The sequence below is a fragment of the Nocardia sp. NPDC004654 genome, assembly GCF_040609595.1.
GTDB lineage: Bacteria > Actinomycetota > Actinomycetes > Mycobacteriales > Mycobacteriaceae > Nocardia.
Window position 1 is genome coordinate 197,478 of sequence record NZ_JBEXKI010000001.1, and the last position, 16,767, is coordinate 214,244.

At 68.1% G+C, this 16,767-nt stretch carries 16 protein-coding genes; 11 read left to right on the forward strand and 5 right to left on the reverse strand.

The genetic code is table 11. From position 1 onward, the window contains the following. Window positions 1–13 precede the first annotated feature (13 nt). On the reverse strand, window positions 14–1,006 hold the full coding sequence (locus ABZV58_RS00935; protein ID WP_354998126.1) for an alpha/beta hydrolase: 993 nt from the start codon (window positions 1,004–1,006) through the stop codon (window positions 14–16). A 314-nt stretch (window positions 1,007–1,320) separates the two neighbouring features. On the opposite strand from ABZV58_RS00935, the gene rfbA reads away from it, so the two are divergent. Together rfbA and rfbC are read left to right on the forward strand one after the other, a co-directional pair. After that, the gene (gene rfbA / locus ABZV58_RS00940; protein WP_354998127.1) at window positions 1,321–2,193 is read left to right on the forward strand and encodes a glucose-1-phosphate thymidylyltransferase RfbA; all 873 of its coding nucleotides are present in this window, start codon (window positions 1,321–1,323) and stop codon (window positions 2,191–2,193) included. 2 nt (window positions 2,194–2,195) lie between these two features. Beyond that, window positions 2,196–2,744, forward strand: coding sequence for a dTDP-4-dehydrorhamnose 3,5-epimerase (rfbC, locus tag ABZV58_RS00945; RefSeq protein WP_354998128.1), 549 nt, complete (start codon window positions 2,196–2,198; stop codon window positions 2,742–2,744). An 81-nt stretch (window positions 2,745–2,825) separates the two neighbouring features. Here the strand turns inward: rfbC and ABZV58_RS00950 are convergent, their stop codons facing one another. Continuing rightward, window positions 2,826–4,289 carry an MFS transporter gene (locus ABZV58_RS00950; protein WP_354998129.1) on the reverse strand — a complete coding sequence of 488 codons (1,464 nt, stop codon included), beginning with the start codon at window positions 4,287–4,289 and terminating at the stop codon, window positions 2,826–2,828. 85 nt (window positions 4,290–4,374) lie between these two features. On the opposite strand from ABZV58_RS00950, the gene ABZV58_RS00955 reads away from it, so the two are divergent. Continuing rightward, entirely contained in the window at window positions 4,375–4,779 is a 405-nt protein-coding gene (locus ABZV58_RS00955) for a MarR family transcriptional regulator (RefSeq protein ID WP_354998130.1), read from the forward strand. A gap of 146 nt (window positions 4,780–4,925) precedes the next feature. Here ABZV58_RS00955 and ABZV58_RS00960 read toward each other — a convergent pair whose 3' ends face one another. Continuing rightward, window positions 4,926–5,804: a helix-turn-helix transcriptional regulator gene (locus tag ABZV58_RS00960; protein ID WP_354998131.1), complete on the reverse strand. Its 879-nt coding sequence runs from the start codon at window positions 5,802–5,804 to the stop codon at window positions 4,926–4,928. 222 nt (window positions 5,805–6,026) lie between these two features. Then, complete coding sequence (locus tag ABZV58_RS00965) at window positions 6,027–6,584, reverse strand: DUF4282 domain-containing protein (RefSeq protein WP_354998132.1); 558 nt, start codon at window positions 6,582–6,584, stop codon at window positions 6,027–6,029. A gap of 255 nt (window positions 6,585–6,839) precedes the next feature. Here ABZV58_RS00965 and ABZV58_RS00970 point away from each other — a divergent pair, with 255 nt between their 5' ends. From ABZV58_RS00970 to ABZV58_RS00980, 3 genes are all read left to right on the forward strand, one after another. Beyond that, a complete protein-coding gene (locus ABZV58_RS00970) occupies window positions 6,840–7,322 on the forward strand; it encodes a hypothetical protein (protein WP_354998133.1) in 483 nt (160 codons plus the stop codon). A 171-nt stretch (window positions 7,323–7,493) separates the two neighbouring features. Then, window positions 7,494–9,683, forward strand: coding sequence for a molybdopterin oxidoreductase family protein (locus ABZV58_RS00975; protein WP_354998134.1), 2,190 nt, complete (start codon window positions 7,494–7,496; stop codon window positions 9,681–9,683). Between the two features lie 228 nt (window positions 9,684–9,911). Then, complete coding sequence (locus ABZV58_RS00980) at window positions 9,912–10,559, forward strand: pyridoxamine 5'-phosphate oxidase family protein (protein ID WP_354998135.1); 648 nt, start codon at window positions 9,912–9,914, stop codon at window positions 10,557–10,559. A 121-nt stretch (window positions 10,560–10,680) separates the two neighbouring features. Here ABZV58_RS00980 and ABZV58_RS00985 read toward each other — a convergent pair whose 3' ends face one another. Continuing rightward, window positions 10,681–11,139, reverse strand: coding sequence for a GtrA family protein (locus tag ABZV58_RS00985; protein ID WP_354998136.1), 459 nt, complete (start codon window positions 11,137–11,139; stop codon window positions 10,681–10,683). A 128-nt stretch (window positions 11,140–11,267) separates the two neighbouring features. Here ABZV58_RS00985 and ABZV58_RS00990 point away from each other — a divergent pair, with 128 nt between their 5' ends. From ABZV58_RS00990 to ABZV58_RS01010, 5 genes are all read left to right on the forward strand, one after another. Next, window positions 11,268–12,755: an FAD-binding oxidoreductase gene (locus ABZV58_RS00990; RefSeq protein ID WP_354998137.1), complete on the forward strand. Its 1,488-nt coding sequence runs from the start codon at window positions 11,268–11,270 to the stop codon at window positions 12,753–12,755. Beyond that, window positions 12,752–13,531 carry a decaprenylphospho-beta-D-erythro-pentofuranosid-2-ulose 2-reductase gene (locus ABZV58_RS00995; protein WP_354998138.1) on the forward strand — a complete coding sequence of 260 codons (780 nt, stop codon included), beginning with the start codon at window positions 12,752–12,754 and terminating at the stop codon, window positions 13,529–13,531. Before ABZV58_RS00990 ends, ABZV58_RS00995 begins: the two co-directional genes overlap by 4 nt. Window positions 13,532–13,708: 177 nt before the next feature. Further along, entirely contained in the window at window positions 13,709–13,954 is a 246-nt protein-coding gene (locus ABZV58_RS01000) for a hypothetical protein (RefSeq protein WP_354998139.1), read from the forward strand. Continuing rightward, a complete protein-coding gene (locus ABZV58_RS01005) occupies window positions 13,951–14,385 on the forward strand; it encodes a PIN domain-containing protein (RefSeq protein ID WP_354998140.1) in 435 nt (144 codons plus the stop codon). Before ABZV58_RS01000 ends, ABZV58_RS01005 begins: the two co-directional genes overlap by 4 nt. A 109-nt stretch (window positions 14,386–14,494) precedes the next feature. After that, complete coding sequence (locus tag ABZV58_RS01010) at window positions 14,495–16,609, forward strand: arabinofuranosyltransferase (protein ID WP_354998141.1); 2,115 nt, start codon at window positions 14,495–14,497, stop codon at window positions 16,607–16,609. Window positions 16,610–16,767 lie beyond the last annotated feature (158 nt).

Genomic DNA, 16,767 nt, shown 5'->3' on the forward strand with positions numbered 1-16,767 from the left:
CGGCCGACCGTGATCAGGCCGTCCGAGCCTGCTCCAACTGCTCGAACCTGGTGCGCACGAAACGCGCGACCCGGCCGAGCGCCGCCCGGGATTCGGGCAGGTTCGGCGCGATGCTCATGAACGCGTGCACTTGGCCGCGCCACAGCTCGACCGCGTGCGGCACGCCCGCCGCGACGAGCCGCCGCGCCATCAGCTCGCAGTCGTAGCGCAGCACCTCGTCCTCGGCAGCGATCATCAGCACCGGCGGCAGCCCGGCGAGCGCGCCGTTCACCGGCGAGAGCAGCGGATCGAGCGCGCCGTCGATCTCCGCGCCGAGTTTCACGACGGCTTCCAGCGCCGACAGCGGGATGTACGGATCGCGCGCGACGTTGACGTACTCGCGCTTGGCGGCGTAGTCCAGGTCCAGCAGCGGGCTCAGCCCGATAAGTCCGGCGGGGACCGGAAGTCCGGCCTGCACCGCGCGCAGCGCGGTCGCGAAGGTCAGGTAGCCGCCCGCCGAATCACCGGCGAAGACGATCCGGGCCGGATCGGCGCCGTGCCGCAGCAGCCAGCGGTAGGCGGTGAGGCAGTCCTCGACCGACTCGCCGATGCTGCCGACCGGCAACTGCCGATAGTCGACATTGACCACCGGAAGACCGATGCGCCTTGCCAGGCTGGCCGCGACCGGCCGGTGCGTCTCCAGTCCGCACACCGCGAAGCCGCCGCCGTGCATGTACAAGACCGCGCCGTGCCGCAGCGCCCGCGCCGCGCCGGACGGGCGCACGATCTCCATCCGGAAACCGCCGAGGGTGACCTGCTCGCGTTCGATGCCGCGCGGGGCGGGGCGCAATCGGGCCAGCCCGTCGATGGCGAAGGCGCCGACGGGAATGGTGGCCCGGGTGATCGGGGCCATCCGCAGCATCGGCCGCACCACACCGCGGCAGGTCGCGAGCAGCAGCCGCGCCGCGGCGCTGGGGCCGTCCGGATTCATCACGATGGCGGAGCCGTCGGCTCTGGTCGCTGTCATCGCGCACCTACCTCACACTGGCGCGCCGACGACCGGACGGAGCCGAACCCCATTCGGGCGAGGCCACGGGCGAGAGTCGACGCTGACATCTCACGCTGCGCACATTCGCGACGCTCCCGGGGCCCTGCGTGGTCACGCAAGCTACCTACCGCGCCCGTCGCTCACGTCGCAGCGCTTTTCAGAAGACCACGCGAAAGTGATCTATGCAACATCAATCGCCCGCCGCGCCGGGCGGCGAAACGTTCGTGATGAATTCGTGCACGAGTCGGAACCTCCCCGAATCCGAGAGCGGTCGAACTGGCAGACTCCAGGACATGCGCGGAATCATCTTGGCGGGCGGCACCGGCTCGAGGCTGCACCCCATCACGCGCGGGGTGAGCAAGCAGCTGGTCCCGGTCTACGACAAACCGATGGTCTACTACCCGCTGTCCACGCTGATGCTCGCGGGCATCAAGGACATCCTGGTGATCACCACGCCCGAGGACGCCGAGGCGTTCGCCAGGCTGCTCGGCGACGGTTCCCGGTTCGGCATATCGATCAGCTATGTCGTCCAGCCCGAACCGGACGGTCTCGCGCGCGCCTTCGTGCTCGGCGCCGACCACATCGGCGGCGAGTGCGCGGCGCTCGTGCTCGGCGACAACATCTTCCACGGCCCCGGCCTCGGCACCAGCCTGAACCGGTTCGCGGGGATCGACGGCGGCGCGGTGTTCGCCTACTGGGTCTCGGACCCGACGGCCTACGGCGTCGTCGAATTCACCGAGGGCCGCGCGGTGTCGATCGAGGAGAAGCCGAAGGTCCCGCGCTCCAACTACGCCATCCCCGGGCTGTACTTCTACGACAACGACGTGGTGGAGATCGCCCGCGGCCTGCGGCCTTCGGCGCGCGGCGAATACGAGATCACCGACATCAACCGCGCCTACCTGGAACAGGACCGGCTGCGCGTCGACGTGCTCGCCCGCGGCACCGCCTGGCTGGACACCGGAACCTTCGACTCGTTGCTCGACGCCGCCAACTACGTGCGCACCATCGAGGAACGGCAGGGACTGAAGATCGGCGTGCCCGAGGAAGTCGCCTGGCGGATGGGGTATATCGACGACGAGCAGTTGCGCGCCCGTGCCGAGCCGCTCGTCCGCTCCGGCTACGGCGCCTACCTGCTCGATCTGCTGGAACGCGGACGGGATTGGTGAGCATGGAGATTCGCGAGCTCGCGGTGCCCGGCGCCTGGGTGATCACCCCGCGCCGGTTCGAGGACGAACGCGGCACCTTCCTCGAATCGTTCAAGGCCTCCGAGTTCGAGAAGGCGACGGGACGCCCGTTCGAGCTGCACCAGGTGAACTGCTCGGTTTCGGCGGCGGGCGTGCTGCGCGGCATCCACTACACCGAAGACCCGCCCGGCCAGGCCAAATACGTGACCTGCGTGCGCGGCGCGTTCCTGGACGTGGTCGTCGACCTGCGGCGGGGCTCGCCGACCTACGGCCGCTGGGACAGCGTGCTGCTCGACGACGTGGACCGGCGCTCGGTCTTCCTGTCCGAAGGGCTCGGGCACGCCATCCTCTCGCTGGAGGACGAGTCCACGGTCACCTACCTGTGCTCCATCGAGTACACCCCCGAATTCGACAGAGACCTGGACGCTTTCGATCCCAGGCTGGCGATCGAATGGCCGAAGGTCGGCCGCGACGGCACACCGCTGACCTACCTGCGCTCGCCCAAGGACGCCGCCGCGCCGCCGTTCTCCTGAGCCATCCGTACAAAGCCGGAAGCCACGTCCGGCGGCGCGTGCCGCTGGACGTGGCTTCCGATTTTTCGTCGGCCGCTGCGGTCAGCCGACGAGCTCGAGTTCCGGTTCGGCGGCAGCCTGGCGCTGCTTGCCGCGCTTCGGAACGAAGGCCAGCAGGGCGACCAGCGCGCCCACGATGGCGACGCCCGCCGCGAATTCCAAACCGGGACGGTAGGTGTCGAGCATGTCCGCGGGCGAGGCGCTGTGCCCGCCGGAGGAGATGATCGCGGTGGTCACCGCGAGCACGATGGCCGCGCCGACCTGCATGGAGGTCTGCAGCACGCCCGCGGCGAGACCCTGCTCGTCGTCATCGATGCCGTTGGTGGCCTGGATGTTGATGGCGGGGAAGCCGATCCAGCCGATGCCGATCAGCAGCACCGCGGGCAGGATCACCGTCAGGTAGGACGGGTCGGTGTTCAGTCGCAGGAACAGCAGGTAGCCGACAGCCATCACGACCATGGTCACGGCGATGATCGGGCCGGTGCCGAAGCGGTCGACCAGCTTGTCGGAGAACACCGCCGAGAGCGCGACGAGCAGACCGACCGGCAGCAGCGCCATGGCCAGCTTCAGCGGCGACCAGCCGAGGGTGTCCTGCATGTACAGGGTCACGATGAACTGCCAGCTGAAGTACGAACCCGCGACCGCGACGATGGCGAGGCTGGCGCGGACCAGTGACGACTTGCGCAGGATGCCGAGACGAACCAGCGGGTGCGCGACCCGCCGCTCGACGGCGAGGAAGGCCGCGAACAACGCGATCACCGCGACGAACGAACCGATGGTGCGCGCCGAAGCCCAGCCCACTTCGGGCGCGGTGACCACCGTGTAGACCAGCAGCAGCATGGCGGCGGTGGAGAACACGGCGCCGAGGATGTCGTGGCCGCCCTCTTCGGCGGGCTTGTCCTTGGGCACAAGCACCCACGCCGCGGCCAGCGCGGCCACCGCGATCGGCACCGGGAGCAGGAAGGTCCAGCGCCAGCCGACGCCGGTCATCAGTCCGCCGAACAGCAGGCCGGAGGAGTAACCGCCCGCGCCGAACACGGTGTAGATGGACAGCGCCTTGTTGCGGGCCGGGCCCTCGGCGAAGTTGGTGGTGATGATCGACAGACCGGTCGGCGCGGTGAACGCGGCGGCGAGGCCCTTGATGAAACGGGTCAGGATCAGCAGCGGACCCGAGCTGACCAGGGCGCCCGCGAGCGAGGCGATGGCGAAGACCGCCAGTGCAATGAGGAAGACCTTGCGCCGCCCGAGCAGGTCGGCGGTGCGTCCGCCGAGCAGCAGCAGGCCGCCGTATCCGAGCACGTAGCCGCTCACCAGCCACTGCAGGGTCGAGGTGGACAGATCGAGTTCGGCGCCGATGGACGGGAGCGCGACACCGATCATCGAGACGTCGAGGCCGTCGAGGAACAACACGATGCAGAGAGTGATCAGCATGCCCCAGAGCCGTGCGGACCATCTGGTCGGATCGGTCGCCGTCGCGGCGGCCGAGAGCGTTGCCGGTGAAGTCATGCGGAGGACATTACATGCGCACGCATTAAATGCCAACACATTAAATGTCGTTGCATGAACTGGCCTCGGCCACTAAGATGGGGCCATGTCGAAGCCGGCCACAGACACCGCTCGGCGCACCGTCGCGCCCACCGAGCTGGTTGGCGAATGGCGCGAACTGCTCGATCGGCACGCCGCTGTCAGCTGTGCCTTGGAGAAAGCCCTGCAGGGCAAGCACAAGATGGGGCTCAGCGAGTTCGAGACGCTGGACCGGCTGGTCGACGCCGCCTGCGGCAAGTACCGAATGAGCGATCTGGCCAACGACATCTACCTGAGCCAGAGCGCGCTCTCCCGCGCGGTGGCGCGACTGGAACGCGACGGGCTCGTCGAGCGCAGCATGTGCTCCGACGACCGGCGCGCGATCTTCGTCTGCATGACGGAGAAGGGGAAGCAGGCCTACGACGAGGCGCTACCGACGCACCGCGACGTGCTCGGCCGCACCTGGCAGTAAGCCGAACCTCCACGCCGCTCCAGCCATGCGGCCGCACAAAGGCAGATCCGACGGCGCCGATCAGGCGAATCCCACGCCGCCCCTCGGACGTTCACGGCCGCATCGACCGTCCAGTTCGGCCGCCGCCCGATACCGCCCGAGCGGTATCAGACGATCGCGGCGCGGGCGTCGTCCAGCACCTGACGCGCGTCGACCGCGACCGACTTTATGTCGGCGAAAGCCTTCCGGTACCGGTCGATCTCGTTGTCTTTGTCCAGGTAGACCGGGCCGGTGAAGGCCTCGACGTAGACCACCGGCGGCTCCGGCGCCTCACCCATGCGCCCCTCGGGGAATTCGAGCATCACGAACCGGCCCGCCTCCATCCCGGCGTGATACCCGGACTCCGGCGGCACGGTCTCGAGCCGCACGTTCGGCAGATCGCACATGCGCCGCAAGTGCTCGAGCTGGCCCGCCGTCACATCCGCGCCACCGACGCGCCGCCACAGCACCGCCTCGCTGATCACCGCCGTGAGCTGCACCGGCGATTCGCCCCGGGTCACCAAAGCCTGCCTGGCCAGGCGCAACTGGACCCGGCGCTCGATCTCGGCGGCCGGGGCGTCCGGCCGCGCCGCGCTCAGCAGCGCCCTCGCGTACTCCTCGGTCTGCAAAAGCCCTGGCACCAGCTCGTTCTCGTAGGTGGACAGCTGGCGCGCCGCCTCCTCGAGACCGATGTAGATCTCGAAGCCCTCGCCGAGCACGTCGCTGTAGGAAGTCCACCAGCCCCTGGCCTTGGTCTCTTTGGCCAGCGCGGTGAGCGGGCCGACGAGATCGCCGGGGGCGCCGTAGATCTTGCACATCGCCTCGACGTCCAGGCTGCGCAGCGAGGTCTGGCCGGTCTCGATCCGCCAGATCTTGGCCTCCGACCACTCCAGCTGCTGCGCGGCCATCCTGGTGGTCATCCTGGCGCGGTTACGCAGGTCCCGCAGGTGTCGGCCGAGTTGCCGACGCGGCATGGTCGATCCGGTTGTTGCCTGCGGTAAAGCCATGCTTTCCCCCTCGCGCCATGCGCCGACGAGACACGGCGAAACTCCCGTGTCACCCGAAATCGGCGCTCCCTACCCAGTGCCCGGAGCCTTCCCGGACGCTCGAACAGCATTGTTTCACAGCAAAACTGACATAGTGCAGGATTGCTGTCACAGGCAGGTCGATGTCGCAAGAGAGACAATGAGGTTCGGCAAGGCCCCTACGTGGAAACTCCGTCTAGTTACCTACTTGCGTGAACCCCGCTTGCGGAAGCGCCAGAACTGCACGGCGCGCACGTCCTCGGAGAGCTGATTCACCGGCTCGGCCACATCCGACAGCGCTTGGAACAGGTCGTCGGCCAGCTCGCTGATGTGCTCCACCCTTGTGGCCAATCGCGAAGCGTTGACCAGGAACTCCAGCATCAGGCGCACGGCGGCGGCGATCGAGAGGCCGAGCGGCACCGCGACCAAACCGGCGAGCACACCGAGCACCGCGGAGATCTGCCACATCCACACGGTGATCGCGATCGGCAGCGCGAGGGCGAAGATCAGGCCGAGCATGTAGGCCAGCGGCAGCAGCGTGGTGGTCGCGGTGCGGTGGAACTGCACATCGATCAGGGCACGCGCGGTCTCCGCGCTCCACTGCCGAAAGGCGCGCGGGCTGCGGAACGGCTCGGCGGGCTCCTCGTCGCGATCCTGTGCCCGGAAGCGCTTGGCGGCCGACTCTTTCCAAGCGATCCAACGAGATTCGGTCTCGTACTCCTCGGGAACGAGCTCCGCGGGAGTGGTCGGTTCGTCGGTCATGTCGCGCATCTTCCCCGCATTCCGCTCCCCGAACCAGCCCCCAGGAACCTCACAGCCCGAACACAGCGGCCCGACAGCGGGATCGCCGAAAGTTGGCCGATGTCAGCGACCCGAACGACCCCGACCGAACCTCCGCCGAATGAGACCTAGTCCACAGTTCAAGAAACTTTGCCGAATCGCGTAACGCCGGGGCCACCGCCCCTCGATACGAACCATGAACGCAGGACCCAGATCTATCGGGGAATGGAGAAAACAGTGCGCACCTCGTTTCCGACTTCCGTCTCCGCGGCCGACATGGACGCCGCGGCGCAGGACTACATCCAGCGCGGGTGGACGGTCGCCGAAACGGCCAACGGGATCTGTCTGATCACCGATGACGAGATTTCCGGCATCGAGGTCAGCGGCGAGCTGGCCGGTGCGGTCCGCCGCTTCCTGCGTGCCAACAACCTGTCCGGGCCGGTGATCGAGTTCCCCGGCGCCGACCGTCGCGAGATCCACCTCGTCACCGGCCTGCGCAAGGCCGCCATGGCGCTGGAGGCGCTGCAGGAGGCGGGCGCCGTCGTGTACACCGACGGCGCAGGCATCCCGCTGCCGCCGAGCAAGCTCTCGGCCGGTTCGGCTTGCTGGGGCGTCGCTCCGCACGAGGCCCGCTGGGTGCCGCCGGTGGTCGCGATCAGCGCCGCGGTCCGTTCGGCGGGCATCCGTCGCCGGGCCCAGCTGACCAGCGTCGCCTGCTGATTCGCTCCCCGAGGTAGGGGACGGCCCGCACTACCGGCCCTGTACGACCGGCATCCGCCCGACGGATGCCGGTCGTCCTCATTTCCATCGCACGTCGCGGCTATGGGACATTCACCAGAAATGTCGCAAATTAGCCTTCCCTTCCGAGCCGCCGCCGGGTCAAGATGGGGTATGGCCCCGATCACAGAGCTCTCCCGCAACCTGTTGCGCACCTGCCCGCTGTGCGAAGCGGTGTGCGGGCTGGAGATCACCCTCGACCGCGACGATCACGTCACCTCGATTCGCGGCGACAAGCAGGACCCCTTCAGCAAAGGCTTCATCTGTCCCAAAGGCGCCAGCCTCGGACATCTCGACGAGGACCCGGACCGCGTCACCGAACCGCTGATCCGCGACCGGGAGACCGGCGAGCGGCGCACCGCGACCTGGGACGAGGCATTCGACTACATCGCCGAGCGCTTTCCGCCGATCGTCGCCGAGCACGGGAACCAGGCGGCCGCACTCTATCTGGGCAACCCGAACGCGCACACCGTGGCGGGCGCGCTGTACCTGCCGGTGCTGATCCGCGCGCTCGGCACCAGGAATCTGTTCTCCGCGAGCACCGCCGATCAGATGCCCAAGCAGGTGGCCAGCGGACTCATGTTCGGTGACCCGCTCACCGTGCCGGTGCCGGATTTGGACCGCACCGACTATCTGCTGATGCTCGGAGCCAATCCGCTCGAATCCAACGGATCGCTGTGCACCGCGCCCGATTTCCCAGGTCGTCTGAAGGCGCTGCGCCGCCGCGGAGGAAAGTTCGTCGTGGTGGATCCGCGGCTGACACGCACCGCGAAGCTGGCCGACGAGCATCTGTTCGTCCGGCCGGGCACCGACGCGTACCTGTTGTTCGGCATCGTGCACACGCTCTTCGCCGAGGGACTGACCGACGTGCGGGTCGAAGTAGCGGGCCTGGACGAAGTGCGCGCGGCGGCCGCCGATTTCACGCCGGAGGTCGTCGCAGCGCGCACCGGGGTGCCCGCCGAGACCGTCGTCCGGATCGCCCGCGAGCTGGCCGCCGCCCCGACCGCGGCGGTCTACGCCAGGATCGGTACCTGCACGGCCGAATTCGGCACCCTCACCCAGTGGCTCGTCGACGTGCTCAACGTCCTCACCGGCAATCTGGACTGCCCTGGCGGCGCCATGTTCGCGACCGCCGCGGCGGGCGGCATCACCCGCACCAAACCGTTCCGCACCGGACGCTGGACCAGCCGGGTGCGCGAGCTGCCCGAGTCCATGGGCGAACTTCCGGTGGCCACCCTCGCCGACGAGATCCGCACACCGGGCGCGGGCCAGGTGCGCGCCATAGTGACGGTCGCGGGCAACCCGGTGCTCTCCGCGCCGAGCGGCGCGCGGCTGGACGAGGCGTTCGCCGGGCTGGAGTTCATGGTGAGCGTGGACCGCTACGTCAACGAGACGACCAAGCACGCCGATGTCATCCTGCCGCCGCCGCGCCCGCTCCAGTCCCCGCACTACGATTTCGCGCTGCTCCAATTCGCGGTGCGCAACTATGCGCGCTATTCGCGGCCGCTGGTGCCGCTCGGCGACCGTCCGTCGGAGGCCGGGGTGCTCGCCCGGCTCGGCGCCGCACTGACTGGCAAGCCGCACAACGGCACCGGGGACACCGATCCGCTGACCATGGTTGACGAACTGGTCATCGCCGGAATGCTGCACAAAGCGGGTATTCCGGAACGTCGACCGGAACTGCACGGGGAGACCAGCACCGAGCAGCGCATCGATCTGATGCTGCGGCTCGGGCCCTACGGCGAGTGGAACGGCGGCACGCTGAATCTGAATGTGCTGCTGGACAATCCGCACGGCGTCGATCTCGGCCCGCTGCGACCTCGACTGCCGGAGGCGCTGCGCACCGCTTCGAAGCGGGTGGAGCTCGCGCCCGCGCCGCTGCTCGCGGACGTGGCGCGGCTGCGCGCCAAACTGGCCGCGGACGCACCGGAGTTCGTGCTGATCGGGCGGCGGCACCTGCGCTCCAACAACAGCTGGATGCACAACGTCGCGAGCCTGGTGAGCGGTACCAACCGGTGCACGCTGCAGATCCACCCCGACGACGTGAGCAGGCTCGGACTCGGCGACCAGGCCGTGGTGAAGTCCGCGGCGGGGACGCTGACCGTGCCGCTCGAACCGACCGAGGCGATCATGCCCGGTGTGGTGAGCCTGCCGCATGGTTGGGGCCACGACGGCAGCCCGCAGACGGTGGCGAAGGCCAACGCCGGGGTGAATGCCAATGCGCTGACCGATGATTCGGTGGTCGACGTGCCCTCGGGGAACGCGGTGTTCAACGGCGTGCCGGTGACGCTGACGCCCGCGTGAAACTAGGGCCGCCTGATACGCGCCGACCGGCCGGAAACAATTCCGGTCGGTCGGAATTCAGCAAACTTGTGGAAAGCCTTGCGCTAACTTCACATTCAGTGCATCCTCGATGTCGGTTTCGTAGATTTGCCCTGCCCGATCCCATTAAAATGGACAGGATTTCGGTCAAGTCGCGGTTCAGCGTCGAGTCGCGCGGTACCCCGGATTCCGGCGACCAGAGGGGGCTCGATGCCCGGTACACGATGTGGCAGCGACGGCGAGCACGAACTACAGGAAAGATACGGTACGCAGGGCAGAGCCGACCGATTCTACGCAGATCAGGTGGTGGATCGGCTCAACGAGACGATGATCGAGTTCATCGGCAGGATGGACATGGCGTTCATCGCGACCGCCGACAAACACGGTGAATGCGACAACAGCTTCCGCGCCGGTCCGCCCGGTTTTCTGCACGTGCTGGACGACCGTACGGTCGCTTACCCCGAGTACCGCGGCAACGGCGTGATGGCCAGTCTCGGCAATATTCTGGAGAACCCGCACGTAGGCATCCTGCTAATGGATTTCGTACGCGATCTCATCGGCCTGCACATCAACGGGTCGGCCCGCATCGTGGAGGACGAGACGCTGCGGCGCAGCGTCCCCGACCTACCCTCGAACGTCAAGGGAAGGGCCGCGGAACTCTGGGTCGTGGTCGACGTCGAGGAGGCGTACATCCACTGCCGCAAGCACATTCCGCACCTCGTGCCCGCGGAACGCGAGCAGCGGGACTGGGGCACCGACAACGTGCGGGCCAAGGGGGGCGACTATTTCGGCGTGAAAGCCCAGGCGCGGTCCGAACTCGCGGACCTACCGGAATCGGCGCCCGCGCTGGTCAGATGAGCGGAACTCTCGCGTTCGCCGTGCGCGGCTGGTGACGAGCTACGTCCGACAGACGAGCGGAACCCTTCGCATTCGTTCGGCCGTGCGCGGCCGGTGACGGACCGCGTCTTCGGACGGCGCCTCAGTGGATCTTGAAGATCACCAGCCGCTGCACGACGAAGTTGATGACGGTCGCGGTGCCCTGCGCGACGACGAACGCCAGCGGCACCCGCCACCACTGTTCGCCGATCGCGTAGTACACGACCTGGTTGATGCCGACCTGCACGGCGAAGGTCGTGGCGTACAGCGCGACGACGGCGGCGAAGCGGGCTCGGCTCGGCGGCGCCTGGAACGTCCACCTGCGGTTGATCAGGTACGCCGTGGTGGTGCCCGCGATGAAGCCGATGGACTTGGCGAGCCAGACCGGCAGGCCGAGCGCGTAAAGCAGGACGTACAGCCCGAAGTCCACGATCGCAGACAGGCCGCCGGTCACGGTGAACCGGATGATCTGCGTCTTCAGGTCGACATCGGTACCGGCCGGTTCGTCGACCAGCGGCAGTTCGGCCGGGAGCGGCAGGTGGGGTTCGGCTTGCACGCGCACGAGCGTAACCGGCGCGGCCGGACCTCGTCCGTCGTCTGCCCGCGCAGGGCGCCAACGCCGGAGAGACCGATCCCATACTGACGAGTACGGTGAGATCGACCCGTCCCGCCGTCATGCCTGTAGCCTCTATGCCGATGTCCACGAAAGCTTCGACCGCCACCACGACGAACGGTGTCAGCGGGACCGCAGGTAGCACCGCCAACGGCGCTGCGAGCGCCGACAGCTTCGCGCTGCCGACCCGGACCCTGGCGCTGACCGGGTGGGGTCGCACCGCGCCAACCTCCGCCGAAGTGCTCTCGACCAGCGATCCGGAAGTGATCGCCAAGGCCGTCGCCATGGTCGCGGAGGACAACGACGGCAAGCCCGCCCATCTACGCCGCGGCGTGATCGCGCGCGGGCTAGGCCGTTCCTACGGCGACAACGCCCAGAACGCGGGCGGCCTCGTCGTCGACATGACCGCGCTGAACAAGATCCACCGCATCGACCGCGACACCCGCCTGGTCGACGTGGACGCGGGCGTGAACCTCGACCAGCTGATGAAGGCCGCGCTGCCGTTCGGCCTGTGGGTTCCGGTGCTGCCCGGCACCAGGCAGGTCACCATCGGCGGCGCCATCGGCTCCGATATCCACGGCAAGAACCACCACAGCGCGGGCAGCTTCGGCAACCACGTGCGTTCGATGGAACTGCTCACCGCCGACGGCACCGTGCAGCACATCACGCCGAAGAAGAACGCCAAGCTGTTCTGGGCCACCATCGGCGGCTGCGGTCTGACCGGCATCATCCTGCGCGCCACCATCGAGATGACGCCGACGGAGACCGCGTACTTCATCGCCGACGGTGATGTGACGCCGACGCTGGACGACACCATCGCCTTCCACAGCGACGGCTCCGAGGATCGCTACGAGTACAGCTCGGCGTGGTTCGACGCGATCAGCCCCGAACCCAAGCTGGGCCGGGCCGCGATCTCGCGCGGCAACCTGGCCAAGCTGGATCAGCTGCCGAAGAAGTTGCAGAAGGATCCGCTGCGGTTCAACGGCAAGACGTTCTTCACGCTGCCGGACGTGTTCCCGAACGGGCTGGCCAACAAGTACACCTTCACCCCGATCGGCGAGCTCTGGTACCGCAAGTCGGGCACCTACCGCGGCAAGGTGCAGAACCTGACGCAGTTCTATCACCCGCTCGACATGCTGGGTGAATGGAACCGCGGCTACGGCTCCAACGGCTTCCTGCAGTACCAGTTCGTGGTGCCGCCGGAGTCGGTGGACGAGTTCAAGCGGATCATCGTCGACATCCAGCGGTCCGGGTTCTACTCGTTCCTCAATGTCTTCAAGCTCTTCGGCCCGGGTAACCAAGCGCCGCTGAGCTTCCCGATGCCCGGCTGGAACATCTGCGTCGACTTCCCGATCTCGGCGGGCCTCAACGAGTTCGTCACCGATCTGGACCGCCGGGTCCTCGAATTCGGCGGGCGGCTCTACACCGGCAAGGACTCGCGCACCACCGCCGAGACCTTCCACAAGATGTACCCCCGGATCGACGAGTGGATCAAGGTCCGCCGAAGTGTCGATCCCACAGGCGTTTTCATGTCCGATATGGCGAGAAGGCTGGAGCTTCAGTGATCAATGCCGTAGGCAACCCGCAGACCATCCTGCTGCTGGGCGGTACCTCGGAGATCGGGCTCGCGATCTGTGCCGAGTACCTGAAGAAGGGGCCGGCGCGGATCGTCCTCGCGACCCTGCCCAACGATCCGCTGCGCGAGGGTGCGGTGGCCCAGATGGAGGCGGCCGGCGCGAGCAAGGTCGAGGTCGTCGACTTCGACGCGCTCGACACCGACTCGCACCCGAAGGTGATCGACGCGGCCTGGTCCGGCGGTGACGTGGACGTCGCCATCGTGGCCTTCGGCCTGCTCGGCGACGCCGAACAGCTGTGGCAGGACCAGCGCAAGGCCGTGCAGATCGCCGGAATCAACTACACCGCAGCGGTTTCCGTCGGCGTGCTGGTCGGCGAGAAGATGAAGGCGCAGGGTTACGGGCGCATCATCGCCATGTCCTCGGTGGCCGGCGAGCGGGTGCGCCGCTCCAACTTCGTCTACGGCTCCACCAAGGCCGGCCTGGACGGCTTCTACCTCGGCCTCGGCGAGGCGCTGCGCCCCTTCGGCCCTCGCGTCCTCGTCATCCGCCCCGGCCAGGTCCGCACCACGACCACCCTGGACCACTGGAAGGCCACCGGCGCCAAGGAAGCCCCGTTCACGGTCGACAAGGAAGAAGTAGCGGCCCTCGCGGTCTCCGCCTCCGAAAAGGGCAAGGAGCTCATCTGGGCCCCCGGCCCCGTCCGCTACCTCATGTCCATCCTCCGCCACATCCCCCGCCCCATCTTCCGCAAACTCCCCCTCTGAGTTTCGGCTCGGACCAGAACTGCCGCGCCATCACCCGATGCTGCGGCAGTTCTCGTTCCATCGCGCGCGGCGATGTACAACAGCGGCCTCGGGAGTCGTAGCTGTTTGTCGTCCGTCGGCCTGCTGCGCATCTGCGCCACCGTGTGCGGGTCGGCAGACGGGCGCTAACCTGAAGACATGACGGCGGCGTACGACCACATGAACCTGCCTGAGCTCGTCGGTCTGTTGACCAAAGAAGAGCAGCAGGACCTGCGTCCTGTCGTCCTGCGCTTGGTCGCCAGCCACGGCCAGCGGACCGAGCCGGAGGCCGAAGGCACGTCGCCGCAGCCGCGCCTATCATTCGCCGGAACAGTCGAAGCTTCGCCAGATTTCGCTGCTACCTCACAGGAAGTTCTCCGGCGCGAGCTCGGCGGCCGCGAGTGATCGTCTGCGATACCGGGCCGCTCCTGGCCATCGCCAACAAGAACGACAGCGAGCATGCGGCGTGCCTGGCCGCGCTCGAGAATGCGCCCGGGCCGTTGATCGTTCCCGCACTGGTAGTCACCGAAGTCTGCTACATGCTCGGCAGGTTGGGACCGCAGGCGGAAGCTGGTTTCCTCCCATCGTTGGCCGCGGGCGAACTTCAGGTCGAGTCACACACGTCTGCCGACTACACCCGCATAGCGGACCTCGTCGTCAAATATGGGAGCTTCCCGCTCGGCGCCGCCGACGCTTCCGTCGTCGCGGTGGCAGAGCGGCTCGGCGTCACGCGGATCGCGACCCTGGACCATCGCCACTTCCGCCAAGTCGTGCCGACACACTGCGATGTCTTCGAGCTGGTGCCTGGCGAAGAGGTGCTTGCTCGGCGGCGGTGAGACCGCTCCCCAGCCTCGGTGCGGCGAGTTTGTTAGCGTGCGGTTCGGATCCGCGGCGGCGACCGGTGCGTGACGAGCCCGGAGCCGACCTACTGAAACCGGAGGCGCTATGAGCACACCTGTCACGGAACAGAGCACCGCGACCGCACCTGGGCGGACGACGCTGTTCCTGAAGCAGGTCGGGGCAGGGGTCGGGGAAGGGGCGCTGGCCGCGGTGGTGGCCGGGGTGGTGGCTGCGGTGGGGCTGGTCGCGTTCTCGTTGGTGGAGTGGCCCGCGTTCAATTCGTCGAATGTGACGCGGGCGTTGACGACGGTGGGGCAGGTGGGGGCGGCTGTACTGCTGGTCGCGTCGATTTGGTTGTTGCGGGTGCGGCGGTGGCCGTTGGTGGCGAAACTGCTTTCCTGGGTGGGGATTTCGGCGTTCGTGACGGTGACGCTCGGGATGCCGTTGGCGGCGACGAAGCTGTATCTGTTCGGCGTTTCGGTGGATCAGGAGTTTCGGACGGAGTATCTGACGCGGCTCACCGACAGTGCGGCGCTGCGGGATATGACGTACGTGGATGTGCCGCCGTTCTATCCGGCCGGGTGGTTCTGGGTCGGCGGGCGCGTGGCGAATGTGCTCGGCATGGACGGCTGGGAAGCGTTCAAGCCGTACGCGATCGGGTCGCTGGCCGTGGCGGCGGTGCTCGCGCTGGTGCTGTGGACGCGACTGATTCGCGCCGAATGGGCCGTGGCGGTGACGGCGGCGACCACCGCGGTCGCGGTGACATACGCGTCGCCCGAGGCGTACAGCGCGGTGATCGTCGTGCTGTTGCCGCCCGCGTTGGTGCTGGCCTGGGGCGCGCTCTATCGGCCGGCCGAGGACGCGGCCCGCGCCACGAACCCGCCGAAAGGACCCGGTGCGATCCGCGCGGACGAGGTCGCGGCGGATGCGCGAGCGGAAGCGCCTGCCGTCGAGGCTCCGCGGGCTCCCCGGACCGCAGGAGGTTGGGGCGCGGTCGTCGGCGCGGGTCTGTTCCTCGGCGTCGCCGCCACGTTCTACACCCTGCACTTCTTGGTCGCCGCTTTCGCGATCGCGCTGATGGGTCTGGTCGCCGCGGTCGCCGAGGTGTACCAGCGGCGGGCCGCGCGACACCCGAGGGCCGCACGCCGGGCGGCGACCGCGCCGACCGCCGTTCCGTCCGGTCCGGCGTGGCGGGCAGCCGTACCGCCCCTGGCGCGTTTGGCGGCGATCGCGGTGATCTCCGGTCTCGTCGCGTCGGTGGTCTGGCTGCCGTATCTGCTGGAGTCGCTCACCACGACAACCCCCAGCTCCGGCACCGCCCTGCACTATCTCCCCAAGTCGGGCGCGGAACTCCCCCTGCCGATGACCGAGTTCACCCTGCTCGGCGGCCTGTGCCTGATCGGAACCATCTGGCTGGTGGTGCGGGCGGGCTCCTCCCGGCGCGCGCAGGCGCTCGGCATCGGCGTGGTCGCGATCTACCTGTGGTGCCTGCTGTCCATGGTGGCGACGGCGGCGGGGACCACGCTGCTGTCGTTCCGGCTGGAGGCGCCGCTGCTCGTGCTGCTCGCGGCGGCCGGCGCATTCGGATTCGTGGAGGGCGCGCGGGCCGCGTACCAGGCGTTCAACGAGCCCGCCCGGTTCCGGGTCGCCGTCGTCGCGCTCGCGATCGTCGGCGCGCTCGCCTTCGTCCAAGACATTCCGCACGTGCTGACCGCGGAGATCACCACCGCCTACACCGACACCGACGGCGACGGCAAACGCGCCGACAAGCGCGATCCGTCGGCGGTCTCCTACTACGACGAGATCGACGCCGCGCTGCTGACGCAGACCGGCCGCCCGCGCGACGAGTCGGTCGTCCTCACCGCCGACACCAGCTTCCTTTCCTTCTATCCCTACTGGGGTTTCCAGGCCCTCACCTCGCACTACGCGAACCCGCTCGCCGATTTCGCGGGCCGGGCGGCGACCATCAAGGACTGGAGCAAGCTGGACTCGCCCGCGAAGCTGCTGGAGGCGATGGACAAGAGTCCGTGGCGCGCGCCGGACGCTTTCCTGTTCCGCCGCGGTGGCGACGCCTACACGCTGCGCCTGGCCGAGGACGTCTACCCGAACGACCCGAACGTCAAGCGCTACTCGGTGAGCTTCCCGAAGGAACTGTTCGAGGACCCGGCCTTCACCACCACCGATATCGGCCCCTTCACGCTGATCACCGTCCGGCGCTGACCGCCCAGCGAAGAGAACCCGCAGGTCACAGCCTCCGGCGCCGGACAAATGTGTCGGCGCGGCGATTTCTGGGCAACCGAACTCTTGGTGCCAGGTTCCGCCCGGCTCGGTGAGCGCGCGCTCTCGGCCTCCGGCGATACCGTTGGCGGCTGATTTCC

What these genes read in the sequence shown, in the direction of transcription:
- ABZV58_RS00935 (WP_354998126.1), bottom strand. Translation starts at nt 1,006, where the DNA reads ATGACAGCGACCAGAGCCGACGGCTCCGCCATCGTGATGAATCCGGAC.
- ABZV58_RS00965 (WP_354998132.1), bottom strand. Translation starts at nt 6,584, where the DNA reads ATGACCGACGAACCGACCACTCCCGCGGAGCTCGTTCCCGAGGAGTAC.
- ABZV58_RS00975 (WP_354998134.1), top strand. Translation starts at nt 7,494, where the DNA reads ATGGCCCCGATCACAGAGCTCTCCCGCAACCTGTTGCGCACCTGCCCG.
- ABZV58_RS00950 (WP_354998129.1), bottom strand. Translation starts at nt 4,289, where the DNA reads ATGACTTCACCGGCAACGCTCTCGGCCGCCGCGACGGCGACCGATCCG.
- ABZV58_RS00990 (WP_354998137.1), top strand. Translation starts at nt 11,268, where the DNA reads ATGCCGATGTCCACGAAAGCTTCGACCGCCACCACGACGAACGGTGTC.
- ABZV58_RS00960 (WP_354998131.1), bottom strand. Translation starts at nt 5,804, where the DNA reads ATGGCTTTACCGCAGGCAACAACCGGATCGACCATGCCGCGTCGGCAA.
- ABZV58_RS01010 (WP_354998141.1), top strand. Translation starts at nt 14,495, where the DNA reads ATGAGCACACCTGTCACGGAACAGAGCACCGCGACCGCACCTGGGCGG.
- rfbA (WP_354998127.1), top strand. Translation starts at nt 1,321, where the DNA reads ATGCGCGGAATCATCTTGGCGGGCGGCACCGGCTCGAGGCTGCACCCC.
- ABZV58_RS01000 (WP_354998139.1), top strand. Translation starts at nt 13,709, where the DNA reads ATGACGGCGGCGTACGACCACATGAACCTGCCTGAGCTCGTCGGTCTG.
- ABZV58_RS00955 (WP_354998130.1), top strand. Translation starts at nt 4,375, where the DNA reads ATGTCGAAGCCGGCCACAGACACCGCTCGGCGCACCGTCGCGCCCACC.
- rfbC (WP_354998128.1), top strand. Translation starts at nt 2,196, where the DNA reads ATGGAGATTCGCGAGCTCGCGGTGCCCGGCGCCTGGGTGATCACCCCG.
- ABZV58_RS00980 (WP_354998135.1), top strand. Translation starts at nt 9,912, where the DNA reads ATGCCCGGTACACGATGTGGCAGCGACGGCGAGCACGAACTACAGGAA.